The following is a 14,793-nucleotide window of genomic DNA, read 5'->3' as shown; positions in this document are numbered from 1 at the left end:
TCGGCAGATGCGCTCAGTCAGGCGGAACCGGTGAACCGGGCGGCGGAACCGCTCAGGCAGGCGGACCCGGTGAACCGGGCGGGAGCGGTACGCCGGTCGGCGGTGCCGGTGGGTCGGCAGATGCGCTCAGTCAGGCGGAACCGGTGAACCGGGCGGCGGAACCGCTCAGGCAGGCGGACCCGGTGAACCGGGCGGGAGCGGTACGCCGGTGGGTCGGCAGATGCACTCAGTCAGGCGGAACCGGTGAACCGGGCGGGAGCGGTACGCCGGGCGGCGGTGCCGGTGGGTCGGCCCAAGGGTCCGGATAGTCGGCGAAGTCGCGACGTAGCTGATCGATGGCGTCGCCGAGGGGGTGAGCGCTGTCGCCAAGACGGTGGACAGCCTGGCCCGGCGGGTGTGCGCGTGCGTGCACTGGTCGGCTGGCGTCGTCCCAAGACCCGGCGGCGTTGCCCCAAGACCCGGCGCGGTCGCGAGACCCGGCGGCGCTATCCCGAAGCCCCGCGGCGTGGTCCTGAGATCCCGCGGCGTGGTCCGGAGGCCCTGCGGCGTTGCCATGATGTCCGGCGGCGTTGTCGTGAAGCCCGGTGCCGTTGGTGGCCGAATTCGCGGCATGGTCGTTTTGCCCGGCGGCTAGGGTGCCTGGATCGGTGGGGTTGTCCGGATGTGTGGCTGGGCTGCCAGGTGGCGTCGGATCGGGTGGGCTGGTGGCCCACGGGTCCGGAGCTGGGGTCGGAGCCTGGGCCTTGGTTGGGGTGGTGGTGCGGGTCCGTGTGGGGGTCCGGGTTGGTTCGGGGGTGGCCCAGTCTGGGCGGGACAGCACCGGGTGGCCGTTGGTGATGGTGATGGTCCAGTGGCCGTGGTGGACGTCGATGTGGTGGCGCTTGCAGAGCAGGACCAGGTTGTCGACGCGGGTCGGGCCGCCTTCTGCCCAGTGCACGAGGTGGTGGGCCTCGCACATCGCCGGTGGGGCGCCGCACACCACGCAGCCCTTGTCCCGGGCGTTCAACGCACGCCGCATCGCCCGGTTCACGAACCGTTCCTCGGTGCCCACATCCAGGGGCTCGGAGTTCGCGCCGAGGACCAGCGGGATGATGCCGGCGTCGCAGGCCAGCCGGCGGATCGCGGCCGCGGACAGGGTGCCGCCGTGGGCCAGGTCGCCGGTGCCGGTGCCGGCGAGCAGGTCGGCCAGCGAGATGGTGACGGTGATGTGGGGCTTGATGCCGCCGTGGGCCGGGGCGGCACCGGTCGCGGCGGCGGTGTGCAGGATGTCGGTGAGGCCGTCGGCCTGGAGTTTCCCGCGGCTGCGCGGGTCCCGCTGCCCGTCGGGGGTCTTGTGGGGCTTGGAGTTGGCGAACACCATCGTCTGCAGCAACTCCGCGTTGTCACCGGCCAGGAACCCACCGAACTTGATGCCGTCGTCGGTCCGCTTCAACCACAGCCGTTCGTTCGCCGCGGCGCGCTTCTCGGCCGGTTCGGGGCCGTCGGTGTCGAGCCGGTTGCGGACCTCCCGGCCGAGCTTGCGCAGCTCGCCGGGCGGCAACACCTGGGCGGCCTTCACCATCTGTTCCTCAGCGAACCGCAGGGACTCGGCCGAGACCCGCGCCGACGACGGGATCTTGTCCAGCGCATCGACAATCACGGCCGCCTGCCCAGGGTGCAGCACCAGCGGACCGGCCGCCGGCTCCCCATCCAGCTCCGCCCCGTCCGCGTGCTCGATCTGCTCCGCCGCGTCCGCGTGCTCGGTCTGCTCCGCCGCGTCCGCGCCCGCCGCTGTGTTCGCATCCGCATCGGTTGCCGCCGTCGGTCCGTCCCGGTCGGCGTCGGCGGTCGCCTCCGCGTGCGCAGACGTCTCGCCGCTCGTCGCGTTCGCCGTCACGTCGGTCGCGGTTTCCTCTGCTGGTGCTGGGGTTTCGGTGTCGGGTGGTGTGGGGTCGGTGTGGAGGGCGGCGTTGACGGCGGTGTACTTGGGAAGGGCGTGGGCGAGTTTGAGGTCTCGGCGGACCTCGGTCGGATCGAGGCGGTGGCGGATCGCGATCAGGTTGACGGTGTCGCGGGCGCCGATTTCGGTGGCGTAGCCGTCGGTGTCCAACGCGGCCAGCAACTCCAGGCGGCGGGTGGACAGGCGGGTGAGGTCGGCCTGCAGTGTGTCGAGGGCCGTCAGCTTGTCGCTGCCGGTCATCGACCACGCGGGCCGTTCGTACCACCTGTCCATACCGAAGAGCCTAGATGGCGCCGCCGACAGTTTCTGAGCTCAGAAGGCCTTATCTATAAGGGATCTGAGGATTGGCAAGTTCCTGCCACTATCCACAGGCCAGCGCGCCGAGGAGGCCGCCGGCGAGCACGGCACTCAGGTAAGGGATCCATGAATGGCAAGCTCCTGCCACTGTCCACAGGCATGCGCGAGGGCACCTAGCCGAGGAGGCCGACTATGGCCGTCATGACGGGGATGGAGAGCAGGGTACTGAGGAGGACGGTGCTCCGGGCAAGGGTTTGGGCTGAGCGGTAGTGGACGGCGTAGACGTAGACGTTCTGAGCGGTAGGGAGCGCAGCCAGCAACGTAGGTGCGAGGAGGGCGATGCCTTCCAGGCCGAGGATCCAGTGGCCCACGGCCCAGGCCACAGCAGGCTGGACGAAGGTCTTGAGGACAACCGCCAGCACCACATCCCGGCTGAGCGTGATGGAATCCCGCGCCCCACTGAGGCTAAGCCCATAGGCGACCAGAGCCACCGGCACTGCAGCCGCCGCGACCAGGTCGATCGGGCGCATCAGCATCGCCGGGAGCTCGAGGCCCACAGCAGCGACCAGCAGGCCGACAAGCGAAGCGACAGTCAGCGGGTTCCGCAGCGGGCGAGTGACGACCGTGCGCCACGAAACACGGCGGCCGGATCCCTGCCGGTCGCCGTCCAGGATCGCGAACGCGACCGGCGCCATCACCAGCAACTGGAAGAGCACGATCGGCGCCACCAACGCGCCGGAGCCCAGCACGTACGCCGCGACCGGTATGCCGAGGTTTCCGGCGTTCACGTAGGACGCAGCCAGTACGCCGATCGTCGCCTCTCCCCTGGTACGTCGCCAGATCACCGCGGCCACGAGCAGATAGAGCACCTGGACAACGAACAAGCTGGCCAGATTCGTCGCCAGCACCGGCGAGAAGATCGCACTCAGGTCCGCCCGGGCGACAGTGGTGAACAGCAGAGCAGGAGTCGCCACGAAGAACGCCAGCCTGGACAGAACCAGCTCATCCTCAGCCCGCAGTACGCCGAACCGGCCGACGAAGTAGCCAAGCACGGCAACCGCAACCAGAGCGACGAAGGCAGCGACGACAGCAGACACCGGCGGTCAGGCGCTCAGCATCATCTGGCGCTCAATGGTTTCGTCACGCAACCGATGCTAAGCGGCGCCCGCCAGACCGCCGAGCGCTGTCCCGAATGACGGGACCCGACTATCAACGCTACTCTCTTGCAATGGTTGCAATAATTGTCGCGGTAGCGGTGTTCTTCGCCGGCATGGGCCTGCTCGGACTCGCGGCGCCGGCCGCGCTGGTGCGGCCATTCCGGATCGAACTGCCATCCGGCGAAGCGCGGACAGAGGTCAGAGCCGTGTACGGCGGATTCGGGGTCGCCGTCGCCGGACTGCTCATCGCCGCGGCCACCAACATCGGAGGAATCCGCCAAGGCGCGGTCGTCGCGATCGCGATCGCCCTGACCGGCATGGCGTTCGGCCGTCTGGTCGGCCGGATCTTCGACCGCCCGACGGCCTTCTACCCCATCTGGTTCTACTTCTGGGTCGAGCTCGCAGCGGCCGCCCTGCTGTGGTTCGCAGTCAGCTGACGCAGATAACGGTCCGGTAACCACAATGCCTCAACACAGACGAGCCATTGACGTTTCTGACTACGTAGACAACATTCTGACTACGCAGTCAGAAGAACCCAGATACAGAGCACCCCTGCCGCACAGGAGGCCAGGATGAGCAACGCGAAACCGGCACCGGAGGGCGGTCGCACCCGTCGCCCCGGCAGCACGGACGTCGCCAAGCTCGCCGGCGTCTCCCAGAAAACCGTGTCGCGGGTGCTGAACGACGAGCCGTACGTCAAGGAAGAAGTCCGCCTCCGCGTCCTGGCCGCCGTCCGCGAACTCGGTTACCGCCGCAACGAATCCGCCCGCGCGCTCAACTCGGGCCGGACCCGACGGATCGGCGTCGTCTCCCTCGGTACGGCGTTGTTCGGCCCGTCGACCCAACTCGTGAGCATCGAACGCGCACTCCGCAGTACCGGCTACTCGATGAGCGTCGTCAACACCTTCGAAGGTGATGCCGGCGGCGTCGCCGGCGCGGTCGACCACCTGCTGGAACAAGGCGTCGACGGCATCATCCTGTCCGAGCCGATCGACGAAGGCGCGGGCAAGCCGATCAAGCTCGACATCCCGGTGCTCAGCTTCGGCGACTTCCCCGGTCTCAGCGCACGCCCGATCCTGATCACCGGGGGCGACAACGTGACCGCCGGGCGCGCCGCCACCGAGCACCTGCTCGAGCTCGGGCATCGCACCGTCTGGCACATCGCCGGCCCGCAACGCTGGTGGGCCGCGCGCGACCGGCTCGAAGGCTGGCGGCAGGCGCTGGCCGCTGCCGGAGCCCAGGAACCGCCTTTGCTGGAAGGCGATTGGTCCCCCGCCTCCGGCTACCAGGCCGGCCGCGAGCTGGCCGCGAACGACGAGGTCACCGCGATCTTCGCCGCCAACGACGACATGGCCATCGGTGTGCTCCGCGCGCTCACCGAGGCCGGCCGGACCGTCCCCGGCGACGTCAGCATCGTCGGCTTCGACGACATCCCGGCCGCCGAGTACCTGAACCCACCACTCACCACCATCCCGCAGAACTTCGACCAGTACGTCGAACGCGGGATCGCGAAGCTCGTCAAGGAGATCGAGGAGCCTACCGGCGACCGATCCCCCACCCCGGAGCCACCGTCGCTCCGGCCGATCATCCGTCAGTCGACCGCCACCCCTCGCACACCGGCCCGACCCTGACCCGTCAAACCGACGAGGTCCCGGGCCGATGCCTGGGGACCAGGGCGCAGCCTTGCCACCTCCCTGAGGAGTTGAACTCCAGTGCCAACAAGTTCCCGTTCAATCCGTCGACGCACAGTCGTCGGCACCGCCCTCGCCCTGTCCGTCAGCCTCGTTCTCGCGGCCTGCGGTGGCGGCGACGACGAGTCGAGCAGCGCCCCGGTCCAGGCCGTCAGCCAGGCCGACATCGACAAGGCGATGACCACCCCGACCGAGCTCACCTTCTGGACCTGGGTGCCGGACATCAGCAAGGAGGTGGCACTGTTCGAGAAGAAGTACCCCGCGATCAAGGTGAAGGTGGTCAACGCGGGCCAGGGCGAACCGCAGTACACGAAGCTCCGGACCGCGTTGAAGGCCGGCAGCGGCGCACCGGACGCGGCCCAGATCGAGTTCCAGTACATCCCGACCTTCTCGATCACGAAGAGCCTGGTGGATCTTCGTCCGTACGGCGCGGACGCGTTGAAGGACAAGTTCGTCGACTGGACCTGGAACCAGGTGAAGGGCGCGGGCGGCGAGGTCTGGGCGATCCCGCAGGACACCGGGCCGATGGGGATGCTGTACCGCGAGGACATCTTCGCCAAGCACGGCATCACGGTCCCGAAGACCTGGGACGAGTTCGCCGCCGCGGCCCGCAAACTGCACGCCGCCGACCCCAAAGTCAGCATGACCAACCTCGCCTCGAACCAGAACGGCGTCTGGATGGGATTGCTCTGGCAGGCCGGGGTCAAGCCGTTCGAGGTGACCGGCGCCGACTCGGTCAACGTGAACCTGAACGACGAGAACTCGAAGAAGCTCGGCACCTACTGGAACGGCCTGATCAAGGAAGGCGCGGTGTCGAGTGACCCCGACTTCACCGACCAGTGGTTCCAGGCGCTCAACCGCGGCCAGTACGCCACCTGGCTGACGGCCGCCTGGGGTCCGGTCTTCCTGACCGGCAGCGCCAAGTCCACCAGCGGGAAGTGGCGGGCCGCGCCGCTGCCACAGTGGGACGCGAGCAAGCAGGTGTCGGGTAACTGGGGCGGTTCCACCACGGCCGTCGTCGCCGGCACGAAGAACCCGATCGCGGCAGCCAAGCTGGCCGAGTTCCTCAACACCGACACCGAGTCGACCAAGATGTTCGCCAACCAGCAGTTCCTGTTCCCAGCCACCAAGGCGTTGCTGACCGACCCGGCGTTCGTCCAGCAGAAGCCGGCCTTCTACGGCGGCCAGACGGTGAACCAGATCTTCGCCGACATCAGCGGCACGGTCGACACGAACTTCCAGTGGCCACCGTTCCTCGACCAAGCCGTGAACGACTGGGACGAGACGGTCGGCAAGTCGTTCGCCGACAAGTCGGACACCGGCGCAGCTCTCGACCAGTGGCAGTCCCGGATCACGACCTACGCACAGAACCAGGGCTTCAAGGTCGGACCATGAAAACCGACAGCCCAAGGCCCGTACGGCGGGTGCGGCGGGGCGCGAGCTCCGCCAACCCCGCCGCCACCGGCTACCTGTTCGTCGCGCCGTTCCTACTGGTGTTCGTCGCCATGCTGGTCCTGCCACTCGGATACGCGGCGTACCTGAGCCTGTTCCAGGACCGGCTGGTCGGCGGCACCGTCTTCTCCGGCCTCGACAACTACGTCACCGCGCTGCAGGATGACCGGCTGATTGAAAGCGTCCTGCGGATGGCCCGGTTCTTCGTCATCCAGGTGCCGACCATGCTGGCGATCGCGCTGCTGGCCGCGCTCGCGATCGACAGCGGGCTGCTCCGGTTCGCCAAGGTGTTCCGGCTCGGCATCTTCCTCCCGTACGCCGTACCGAGTGTGGTCGCCACCCTGATGTGGGGCTACCTCTACGGACCGGACTTCGGCCCGTTCGCGCAGCTCGCCGACAAGGTCGGCACGGCCGCGCCGGCGTTCCTGTCCGACGGCTGGATGCTCGGCTCGATGGCGAACATCGTCACCTGGGAGTTCGTCGGCTACAACATGATCATCCTGTACGCCGCGCTCCGCGCCGTCCCGCACGAACTCTACGAGGCGGCGGCGGTGGACGGGGCCGGCGCCTGGCGGACAGCGTGGAGCATCAAGATCCCGGCGATCCGGCCGGCCCTGGTGCTCTGCCTGATCTTCTCCGTCATCGGCACCTTCCAGCTGTTCGCCGAACCGAATCTGCTGCAACGACTGGCGCCGAGCGTGATCGACAGCGCGTACACACCCAACCTCTACGCCTACACGCTCGCGTTCACCGGACAGCAGGTGAACTACGCCGCGGCCGTCTCGTTCCTGCTCGGCCTGGTGATCGTGATCGCCTCCTACACGGTGCTGTTCGTGACCAACCGGAGGAGCCGGGCATGACAGACCGACGCAGCAACACCCTCACGCTCGGCATGATCGCGCTGTTCGTCTACTTCCTGCTGCCGTTGTTCTGGCTGGTCGTCGCGTCCACGAAGACGACCGGCGACCTGTTCTCCAGCTTCGGCCTCTGGTTCAGCCAGGACTTCTCGTTGCTCACGAACATCCGCGAGACCCTCACGTACGACGGCTCCGTGTACGCGCGCTGGATGGCGAACACGGTGTTCTACTCCGTCGTCAGTGCAGGCGGGGCCGCGTTCCTCTGCGCACTCGGCGGCTACGGCTTCGCGAAGTACAGGTTCCGCGCCAACGGCGTGTTGTTCGGACTGGTGCTCGGCTCGGTGATGGTGCCGACTACGGCGCTTGCGATCCCGACGTACCTGTTGTTCAGCAAGGTCGGGTTGGTGAACACGCCGTGGGCGATCATCCTGCCCTCGCTGGTCAGCCCGTTCGGCCTTTACCTGATGCGGATCTACGCCGCCGACGCGATCCCCGACGGCATCATCGAGGCGGCCCGGATCGACGGGGCGAGCGAATTCCGGATCTTCTTCCAGGTGGCGCTGCGGATGCTCGCACCCGGTCTGGTGACGGTCCTGCTGTTCACCCTGGTGGCGACCTGGAACAACTACTTCCTGCCGCTGATCATGCTCAACAACCCCGACCTGTACCCGGTGACGGTCGGACTGGCCGCCTGGTCGTCGCAGTCCGTCGGCGGCAGTGGTTCGACCGGCGCCCTGCTGTCCTCGGTGGTGACCGGATCCCTGCTGTCGGTCATCCCGCTGATCGCCGCCTTCCTGCTGCTGCAGCGGTACTGGCAGTCCGGCCTGTCGACCGGCAGCGTCAAGGGCTAACCCCTTAAAACATAGGAGAAACCGTGCCCCAACGGGTGCTCTTCGGAGCCGCGTACTACCACGAATACCAGCCGTACGACCGGCTCGAGCGCGACCTCGATCTGATGGCGCAGGCCCGGTTCTCGGTGATCCGGGTCGGCGAGTCGGTCTGGTCGACCTGGGAACCGGAGAACGGCCGCTTCGACCTGGACTGGCTGCAACCCGTCCTGGACGGCGCCCATCAACGCGGTATCGCCGTCGTGCTCGGCACCCCCACGTACGCCGTACCGCCGTGGCTGGTCCGGCTCTACCCGGAGATCGCGGGTGAACGGAAGACCGGTCAACGGATCCCGTGGGGCGCCCGGCAAGAGGTCGATTTCACCCACCCGGGATTCCGGTTCCACGCGGAGCGGGTGATTCGCAAGATCATCGCCCGGTACGCCGACCACCCGGCCGTGATCGGATTCCAGGTCGACAACGAACCGGGGAACGAGCTCTTCCACAACCACGGTGTCTTCCAGCGGTTCGTGGATCGGCTGCGGCACGCGTACGGCGACGTGGAGACCCTGAACAACGAGTGGGGGCTCGTCTACTGGTCCCACCGGTTGTCCGACTGGTCGGATCTGTGGACGCCGGACGGCAACTGGCAACCGCAGTACGACGTCGCGTGGCGGCGGTTCCAGGCAGACCAGACGACCGAGTTCATCGGTTGGCAGGCCGACATCGTCCGCGAGTACGCCGGGCCGGACCAGTTCGTCACCACGTGCATCTCCTACGACCGCCCGGCCCAGGCCGACGACGACCTGGTACGCCGCCTCGACGTGACCGCGGGCAACCCGTACTACGCGATGCAGGACGGGCTGCTGCATCCCCAGGCCGGGTCGGCCCTTCAGAACTGGACGACGCGGAGTACTTGGGCGTTGTACCAGAGCGCGGACCGGATGTACTCGTCGAAGCAGGAGCCGTTCCTGGTCACGGAGACGAACGCCCAGTCGATCGGGTATCCGTGGGACAACCGGCCGGCGTACGACGGGCAGTGGCGGCAGGCGGCGTGGGCACTGATCTCCCGCGGCGCGAAGATGATCGAGTACTGGCACTGGCACACGTTGCACTTCGGCGCCGAGACGTACTGGGGTGGAGTGCTCCCCCACAACGGCGAGCCGGGCCGGACCTACGAGCAGCTCGCGCGCCTCGGTGCCGAACTGGAGTCCGCCGGTTCGCTGGTCGCCCATCTGGTCCCGGACAGCGACGTGACGATGCTGTACTCCCTGCCGAGCAAGTGGCTCATGCAGAAGTACCCGCCGCTCTCCCAGCCCGACGGGAGCCCGGACGATCGGTCATACCACGGGCTGTTCGACCCGTTCTATCGCGGTGCGTTCGACGCCGGACTGCAAACACGGATCCTCCACACAAGCCAGTTCACGGGATCCGCCGAGGACTTGGCCGCGGAGCACCCCGTACTCGTCGTACCGGGTCTGTACCTCGCCGAGGACTCCCTGCTCGACCAGCTGATCGCGTACGCCGCGGCCGGTGGGCATCTGGTTGTCGGTCCGCGCACTGCCTACGCGGACCACGAGGCGCGAGCCCGGACGGAGACCCAACCGGCGCGACTCGCAGCAGCCGCAGGGGTCAGGTACGACGAGTTCAGCAACCTCGGCAACGAGTTGAAGGTCACGGCCGCAGCCGGGTCACCACTCGACCTCGACGACGACACGGCCGCAACGCGATGGGCCGACGGACTCCAGCTCGACGGCGCCGACGTACTGGCCGGGTACGAGCATCCGCACTTCGGCCGCTGGCCCGCGATCACCAGCAAGGCTCACGGCGAGGGGCGGATCACGTACGTCGGGACGGTGCCGAACCCGGCGCTCGCGATCGCCCTGTTCCGGTGGATCGCGCCAGCCGGCTGGACGGATCTCCCGTCGAGAGTGACGGTCACCTCGGCGACGAGCACGGACGGCCGGCGGCTGCGGTTCGTACACAACTGGTCATGGGACCCGGCTCGGATCGACCTCCCGGTCGGTGTCCACGACGTACTCGCCGACACCGATCACGGTGTCGGGGAAAAACTCGAACTCGGCGCCTGGGACGTGCGGGTACTGCTTGAATCAGACCTTGAATCAGACGTCGAATCAGATCTCGGATCAGACTGACGCGGTCTGCCGTCGATAGGTGCCGGGGGCAACACCGAAGTCACGCTTGAACGCCTTGGCGAAAGCGAACTCCGAGGTGTAGCCGATCTGCTTGGCGACCGCGGCGAGGGACCGGTCCTCGTCGCGGAGCAGGCGGGCGGCCGTCGTCATCCGCCAGCGGGACAGATAGGTGAGCGGCGGTTCGCCGACGGCCTCGGTGAAGCGGCGGGCGAAGGCCGCGCGGGACAGCCCGACCTGCCCGGCGAGGTCGGCAACGGTCCAGGAAGCGCCCGGCTCGGAGTGGATCAGCTCGAGGGAGCGGGCCACCGGAATGTCAGTCAGCGTCCGGGACCAGCCACTCTGGGTCGGGCAGTTTCGCTCCTCCATCCAGGCCCTGATGATGAGCACCAGCAGGGCGTCCACCAGGGCGGGCACGACAGCGGCCACACCCGGCCGGTTCGCGTCGAGCTCTTCGCCGAGGATCCCAATCGCGCTGTGCAGCGTCCGGTGCCGGCCGGGATCGGCCGCGACGTGGACGACGTCGGGCAGGTTGTCGAGGACCGGGTGCGGGCGGTGCCGATCCAGCAGGTAGGTGCCGCAGAGCAGCAGCGACCGGGCGCCTTGACCGCCGAGCACCTCAACCTCCGGGTTGAAGTCGACCACCGGTGAACCAGGCCGATCGACCAGCGAATGCCCAAGCCCGCGCGGCATGAGCACTGCGTCCCCGGGCCCCAGCGCGACCGGGGCCGAGCCATCGCCTGGCACCAGCCAGCAACTCCCCTGCAGCACAAGATGGAAGGCCGCGCCGAACGAGTCGGCGAACCGCAGGCCCCACGGCGCCCGAACCTCAGACCGCCCGGACGTGGCGGGCCCGGTCCGCATCGCGGCGACGACATCGGCCAGAACATCCATACCGGGCATCATACTCCACGCGATCAAGACGATCAGACATAAATCAAAGCCTGATGGACATAGATCCGCTTCACGACCCTGCCTATCTTAGGTGTTGAACACTCAACAAGTCCAAGGAAGCAGGAGAAGCTATGAGCATTGTCGTCACCGCAGCCACCGGCCAGCTCGGCAGCCTCGTCATCGACGAGCTGCTGACCAGGGTTCCCGCCGACCAGGTCGTCGCGGTGGTCCGCGACGCGGAGAAGGCGGCCGGGATCGCGGCCCGTGGCGTCGAGCTGAGGATCGCCGACTACGGTGACCCAGCCGCTCTGGCCACCGCGTTCCGCCCCGGCGACACCGTCCTGCTCATCTCGGGGCTGGACCCCGAACGGGTCCACCAGCACAAGTCCGTGATCGACGCCGCCAAGGAGGCCGGCGTCGCCCGCCTCGCCTACACCGGCGTACTCGGCGGCCCCGAGGCCGACTTCGACCTCGCCGCCGACCACAAGGCGACCGAGCAGGCCATCCTCGACTCGGGCCTGTCGTACACGTTCCTGCGCAACGGCTGGTACAACGAGAACTACACCGCCCAGCTCCCGGTCCAACTGGAGCACGGTGTCGTCGGTGCCACGGGCGAAGGCCGGATCGGATCGGCTTCCCGCCTCGACTTCGCGGCGGCCGCGGCCGTAGTACTGACCGGCGAGGGTCACGAGAAGAAGGCGTACGAGCTGAACGGGGATGTCGGCTGGTCGCTGGAGGAGTACGCCGCCGAGGTGTCGAAGCAGTCCGGGAAGACCGTTGCCTACAACAACGTTCCGGCCGAAGCGCTGGTCGGGATCCTCTCCCAGGCCGGTGTGCCCGAGCGGTTCGCGGGGATTCTCGCCAACGTGGACCAGGCGATCGAGCGGGGCCTGCTGGCCGGCCGCGGTTCCGACCTCAGCCGGCTGATCGGCCGCCCGACCACCCCGATCGCCGACTCCATCGCCGCCGCCCTCAAGGGCTGATCGGCTGAAGGTGCCCGGACCCCGCGCGGCGACCAGCGCGGGGCCCGGGCGCTGTCACGCTCAGGTGCCGGTGATCAACCGGATGGCCAGGTCAGGACTGAACGTCCCGGCCGGGATGCCGGCGCCGATCCCGCAGGACCCGTCGGAGTCGCCCGGAACCTTGACCCACAGCAGCATTTCGGCGCCACCGCCCACCTGCGAAACCGCACCCAGCTTGCGTCCGGGCGGGTTGCACCAGTCGTTGCCTGGACCGTTGCCGTTGCGGCTGGTGTCCACCACGAACGGCTTGTCGGTGGCCAGGGTGCCGTTGATCGCGTTGCCGTAGCTGACCGACGCGGCGGTCGTGTAGTAGTTCGACACGTTCACCGAGAAGCCCCGCGCATTGGCGACGCCGGCGCCGACCAGCCGCTGGGCCATCACGTCGGCGGCCACCCAGCCCGCGTTACCGCCGTCCAGGTAGGCCCAGGTGTTGGGCGCGTTGTCCTTGAACTGGTTGATCGCGTAGCTCAGCATGCCGTTGCGCTCGTTGATCGCGTCCTGGCTCATGCAGTTGAAGTCGCCGAGCGAGTCCGGCTCGATGATGACCACCGCGGGACGGTTCCCGATCGCCGAGGCGAACGCCGCGATCCAGCTCCGGTACGCCGCCGGCGAGCCCGCACCGCCACCGGAATGACCGCCACACGCGTCCCGTCCGGGGATGTTGTAGGCCACCAGGACCGGCAACTTGTCGGCCGCATCGGCCGCGCCGACGAATCCGCCGACCGAGGCACCGATGTCACCGCTCCAGTTGCCGAACCAGCGGCCCATCGGCTTGGTCGAGATCGAGGACTCGATCTGCGCCTTCCTGGAGTCGTTCGGGTTGTTCCGCACCCAGACGGCCGGGTTCGAGTTCGGGTCGACGTAGAAGCCGCTGGTCATCTCGAGCGGGTTGCCGGCCGCGCTGCCACCGGTGTTGTCGGTGAGCGAGATGTTGTCGAAGTAGACCGTGTAGCCGCCACCGGCCAGCCCGCCAAGCTGGAAGGTGAGCTCGCCGATCGTGGTCTCCATCGAACTGGTGAACGGGAACGAGAAGTGCTGGACCGTGGTGCCGACGGTGAACAGCTTGTCGAGCGTCGCCGGGTACGGATCCGCGTTCTGCTGCACGGTCGTCCGGAGCTGGCGGCTCGCGGTGGCCGACGCGTCGAAGGACAGGGTGTAGTTCCGGCCCTGGTGTAGCGGGATCGCGGGCGCCTTCTGGCCGAGCATTGCGTCCCACTTGTTCGCCGTACCACCAGGAACGACGGCCTTGAGCCGTCCGGCGTCCACACTGATGGGGGTGTTGCCGCTGCTCCACCAACTGGCCGTACTCGTGGTGAAGGTGCCGTTCTGGAGGAGTTCGGTGGCCGCGGAGGCGCCCTGCGACAACGGCAGGCCCACCGCTAGAACGAGGCCGGCCGCGACCAGGCCTCGGGTGATCCATCTCATGGTGCGTTGCTCCTGTCTTGAGGAGAAGGGGCGGAAGACAGTCCGGGAGCGCTTTCAGTTTTCACCGGATCGAGCGGCGTCAACAGGCATGCTGTCGGAGTTCCCCGGCGGGCGTCAAGGCCCTAGGAGCGACTGAATCGCACCAGGTCCAGGACTTCACAGCTTGCCACCGAGTCCCTAGACTCCACCTGGAAGCGCTCCCAGTTCAGCGGTCACCGGGTCGCCCGGTCACCACGCCCGAGCCCTCTGGAAAGGACGGCCCGATGCAGCACCGTCGGCTCGGTCGGAGCGGCCTGAAGGTCAGCGAGATCGCCTACGGCAACTGGATCACCCACGGTTCCCAGCTCGACCAGGACCAGGCGCTGGCCTGCACCCGGTCCGCGCTGGACGCCGGGATCAGCACCTTCGACACCGCCGGCTCGGCACCGACTATGTCGACCTGTACCAGGCACACCGGTTCGACCCGGAGACGCCGCTGGAGGAGACCCTCCGTGCTTTCGACGACCTGGTCCGCCAGGGCAAGGTCCTGTACGTCGGGGTGTCGGAGTGGACCGCGGACCAGATCGAGGAGGCGTTGAAGATCGCCGACGGCCTCGGGCTCGACCGGATCGTCGCGCACCAGCCGCAGTACAACATGCTGCACCGGACGATCGAGATGGACATCGTTCCGCTGTGCCAGAGCGAGGGCATCGGGCAGCTGGTCTACCAGCCGCTCGCGCAGGGTGTGTTGGCCGGGAAGTATCCCCCCGGCTGGCCGGTGCCCGATGGATCGCGCACGACCGATGCGACCGGGTCGGAGTTCATCGCCCGGCTGCTTGAGGAGCTGCTCGAGCGGGTGCAGCGGTTGCGTCCGCTCGCGGCCGATGCCGGTTTGTCGATGGCGCAGCTGGCGATCGCGGGGGTACTTCAGCGGCCCGGGATCACCTCGGCCATCGTCGGTGCATCCAGGCCCGAGCAACTAACCGACTCCGTGCAGGCTTCGGGAGTCAAGCTGGACCCCGACCTGCTCGCGGCGACCGACGCGATCCTCAGCGACTCGGTCCAGCGCTGATCATCAACCTGCCCTGATCAGCCTGCTT

13 protein-coding genes are annotated in these 14,793 nt (G+C 68.0%); 8 read left to right on the top strand and 5 right to left on the bottom strand.

The window, feature by feature from the left end; all coding sequences use genetic code 11:
- Positions 1-226 precede the first annotated feature (226 nt).
- Both EV643_RS46500 and EV643_RS20465 read right to left on the bottom strand, forming a co-directional pair.
- Entirely contained in the window at positions 227-2,212 is a 1,986-nt protein-coding gene (locus EV643_RS46500; RefSeq protein WP_255513017.1) for an HNH endonuclease signature motif containing protein, read from the bottom strand.
- A 197-nt stretch (positions 2,213-2,409) separates the two neighbouring features.
- Positions 2,410-3,333 carry an AEC family transporter gene (locus EV643_RS20465; RefSeq protein WP_133801699.1) on the bottom strand — a complete coding sequence of 308 codons (924 nt, stop codon included), beginning with the start codon at positions 3,331-3,333 and terminating at the stop codon, positions 2,410-2,412.
- A gap of 131 nt (positions 3,334-3,464) precedes the next feature.
- Here EV643_RS20465 and EV643_RS20460 point away from each other — a divergent pair, with 131 nt between their 5' ends.
- The 6 genes from EV643_RS20460 to EV643_RS20435 all read left to right on the top strand — a co-directional run bounded on the left by EV643_RS20460 (position 3,465) and on the right by EV643_RS20435 (position 10,376).
- On the top strand, positions 3,465-3,830 hold the full coding sequence (locus EV643_RS20460) for a DUF4345 family protein (RefSeq protein WP_133801698.1): 366 nt from the start codon (positions 3,465-3,467) through the stop codon (positions 3,828-3,830).
- Positions 3,831-3,965: 135 nt separating this feature from the next.
- Positions 3,966-5,024, top strand: a complete 1,059-nt coding sequence (locus tag EV643_RS20455; protein WP_133801697.1) for a LacI family DNA-binding transcriptional regulator — start codon at positions 3,966-3,968, stop codon at positions 5,022-5,024.
- 81 nt (positions 5,025-5,105) lie between these two features.
- Positions 5,106-6,479: an ABC transporter substrate-binding protein gene (locus EV643_RS20450; RefSeq protein WP_133801696.1), complete on the top strand. Its 1,374-nt coding sequence runs from the start codon at positions 5,106-5,108 to the stop codon at positions 6,477-6,479.
- Positions 6,476-7,396, top strand: a complete 921-nt coding sequence (locus tag EV643_RS20445; RefSeq protein WP_133801695.1) for a carbohydrate ABC transporter permease — start codon at positions 6,476-6,478, stop codon at positions 7,394-7,396. Before EV643_RS20450 ends, EV643_RS20445 begins: the two co-directional genes overlap by 4 nt.
- Positions 7,393-8,244 (top strand): carbohydrate ABC transporter permease, encoded by an 852-nt coding sequence (locus tag EV643_RS20440; protein WP_202869646.1) that lies wholly within the window; start codon positions 7,393-7,395, stop codon positions 8,242-8,244. Before EV643_RS20445 ends, EV643_RS20440 begins: the two co-directional genes overlap by 4 nt.
- A gap of 23 nt (positions 8,245-8,267) precedes the next feature.
- Entirely contained in the window at positions 8,268-10,376 is a 2,109-nt protein-coding gene (locus EV643_RS20435; protein ID WP_133801694.1) for a beta-galactosidase, read from the top strand.
- On the opposite strand, the gene EV643_RS20430 is transcribed toward EV643_RS20435, so the two are convergent.
- Positions 10,368-11,267: an AraC family transcriptional regulator gene (locus EV643_RS20430; RefSeq protein WP_133801693.1), complete on the bottom strand. Its 900-nt coding sequence runs from the start codon at positions 11,265-11,267 to the stop codon at positions 10,368-10,370. The two genes, EV643_RS20435 and EV643_RS20430, sit on opposite strands and share 9 nt — an antisense overlap.
- A 131-nt stretch (positions 11,268-11,398) precedes the next feature.
- Between EV643_RS20430 and EV643_RS20425 the strand changes: the two genes are divergently transcribed.
- Complete coding sequence (locus EV643_RS20425; RefSeq protein ID WP_133801692.1) at positions 11,399-12,250, top strand: SDR family oxidoreductase; 852 nt, start codon at positions 11,399-11,401, stop codon at positions 12,248-12,250.
- Between the two features lie 60 nt (positions 12,251-12,310).
- Here the strand turns inward: EV643_RS20425 and EV643_RS20420 are convergent, their stop codons facing one another.
- Both EV643_RS20420 and EV643_RS46950 read right to left on the bottom strand, forming a co-directional pair.
- Positions 12,311-13,714 carry a glycoside hydrolase family 6 protein gene (locus EV643_RS20420; protein ID WP_133801691.1) on the bottom strand — a complete coding sequence of 468 codons (1,404 nt, stop codon included), beginning with the start codon at positions 13,712-13,714 and terminating at the stop codon, positions 12,311-12,313.
- Positions 13,715-14,027: 313 nt separating this feature from the next.
- Positions 14,028-14,168 carry a hypothetical protein gene (locus tag EV643_RS46950; protein ID WP_238165690.1) on the bottom strand — a complete coding sequence of 47 codons (141 nt, stop codon included), beginning with the start codon at positions 14,166-14,168 and terminating at the stop codon, positions 14,028-14,030.
- Between EV643_RS46950 and EV643_RS20415 the strand changes: the two genes are divergently transcribed.
- Complete coding sequence (locus EV643_RS20415; RefSeq protein ID WP_238165698.1) at positions 14,154-14,765, top strand: aldo/keto reductase; 612 nt, start codon at positions 14,154-14,156, stop codon at positions 14,763-14,765. The two genes, EV643_RS46950 and EV643_RS20415, sit on opposite strands and share 15 nt — an antisense overlap.
- Positions 14,766-14,793: the final 28 nt, after the last annotated feature.

The sequence above is a fragment of the Kribbella caucasensis genome (assembly GCF_004361855.1).
GTDB classification, from domain to species: Bacteria; Actinomycetota; Actinomycetes; order Propionibacteriales; family Kribbellaceae; genus Kribbella; species Kribbella caucasensis.
The sequence above is the reverse complement of the archived record's forward strand: the minus strand, read 5'-3'. Positions and strand labels throughout refer to the sequence as shown.